3 protein-coding genes are annotated in these 1,812 nt (G+C 33.5%); all 3 read right to left on the reverse strand.

Annotation, left to right across the window (positions count from 1 at the left end; all coding sequences use genetic code 11):
- Nucleotides 1-43: 43 nt before the first annotated feature.
- The gene (locus IDG60_RS12985) at nt 44-412 is read right to left on the reverse strand and encodes a hypothetical protein (protein WP_000066369.1); all 369 of its coding nucleotides are present in this window, start codon (nt 410-412) and stop codon (nt 44-46) included.
- Nucleotides 413-426: 14 nt separating this feature from the next.
- Complete coding sequence (locus tag IDG60_RS12990; RefSeq protein WP_020977619.1) at nt 427-705, reverse strand: TIGR04197 family type VII secretion effector; 279 nt, start codon at nt 703-705, stop codon at nt 427-429.
- A gap of 340 nt (nt 706-1,045) precedes the next feature.
- A partial coding sequence (locus IDG60_RS12995) for a fructosamine kinase family protein (RefSeq protein WP_206160769.1) occupies nt 1,046-1,812 on the reverse strand: 767 nt, incomplete at its 5' end.

Genomic DNA, 1,812 nt, shown 5'->3' on the forward strand with positions numbered 1-1,812 from the left:
ATCATTAACTTTTGCGAACCTTCTTTTAAATAAATAATGCTTCCTATTGTTTCCATTTATTTTCCTCCTTTGTCACCGTCTCAATTTCAACATTCCTTCGCATTTCCAAGTCAATCATCTCTTCTTCCGCTTTACGAATGCCATGTTGAATTTGCTGTTGCTGCTCGTATAACGCTTCCGTTGAACGTCGTTTCGCAAAATGAAATTCATCGCGGAACTGTTCCATACGACTAGCCATATTGCTACTATGATAACGGTCACCTAAATGTTGATATAATTGTTCTATCGAATGATTAAGCTCATCACTTTCGTCTATCAAAGCTTTAACCTCTCGCTTTTCATCATATAAGTCATCCATTTGCTTATGTTTCGCTGTGATCATTTTATTGATTCCATCAAGTTTATTCGACATCATTTCACCACGGTTTAATTTTTACCAATTTCATTACCAATCATTACGTCTGTTTGATTAAATTCTTCGCCAACTTTTTGTATACTATCGCTCGCATTTCTTATTGCTTCAGCAACAGATTGATTCTTACTAATCAAATCGTCTATCACACTATGAGCATTATTATTTCCACTTACTGTTGTACTTTCATCTTTATCCGGTTTCGACACATTATTACATGTTTCAACGGCACTTTTAATAGATGATGATGCACTATTAGTCTTGAAAATATCACTTTGAACTGTACTCATTATTTACACCTCTTCCCATTTAAATTATTTTAAAATTATTAGAAACTGTATCAATATATGATATTCAAACATTCAATAATACTTAAATATTGTTTTGTGATTATATTCAAAATTATTGTATCAATAAATATGTATCATTCCTAGAATTTTATTGAACAAAAAGTTATAAAATCACTTTTATTGCAACTCAACCTTGTTTTGCATTACAGAAATTAACAATAGCGATTAAAATTTTATTTTCCAGCAATAAAAAAGCACAAATATTTTTATTGAGGCAACTGAAGGCCTTCTCTTCATAAAATATCTGTGCATATTATCTATTTATCTCAATCTAACGTCTTAACTAACTTGTTGTACCTTGTAAAATCCTATCCATAGAATGCGCAACACTATCACGGTACATCTCACCAAATTTCAATAAATGCACCATCAATAAATATAAACGATAAAATTCAAGTCTATAGGATGCTCCTTTTGCGAGCGGATAATGTTTATTATACGCATCGTAAAATTCGCTCGTAAAACCACCAAATACCGTTGTAATACCGATATCAAATTCTCTGTCACCATATAATGGTGCTGGATCAAATAATGCAGGACGTCCATCTTTTAAAAACATATAATTACCGCCCCATAAATCACCATGTAATAAAGACGGTTTACTTTGATGCTTTTCTAATTCCTCCACAATTTGACTTCGCACTTTGTCATATACTTTGATATCGTTGGCATCCCATAGCCCTCTATTTAGCAACTCTTCTTTCAAATGATCCAAACGTTTATCGACAAAAATGGTACGCCAATCATCTTGCCAATGATTATCAAAAGAAATATCGCCACCTTCATAAGGTAATGAGAAGCCAAATTTGCCTTCTTCTTGTTGCTGACTGTGTAATTGAGCTACGAGTTGACCTAATTGACGTTGACTCCCTGAAGCTCCTTCTTCTAAATACGTCATCACTAAATACGCATCACCGTTAACTTCGCCACTTGCAATTACTCTAGGTGCCGTGATACCTGCACGTTCAAATTCATTTAAACCTGCAATTTCTGCAGCATAAAATGATTCTTTACGTCCACGTTGGACAAGTAAGAAAAATGTATCCGTAT

Source organism: Staphylococcus sp. EG-SA-2, assembly GCF_017152085.1.

Excerpts from the sequence above, each read along its gene's own strand:
- IDG60_RS12985 (WP_000066369.1), bottom strand. The coding sequence starts at position 412 with ATGTCGAATAAACTTGATGGAATCAATAAAATGATCACAGCGAAACAT.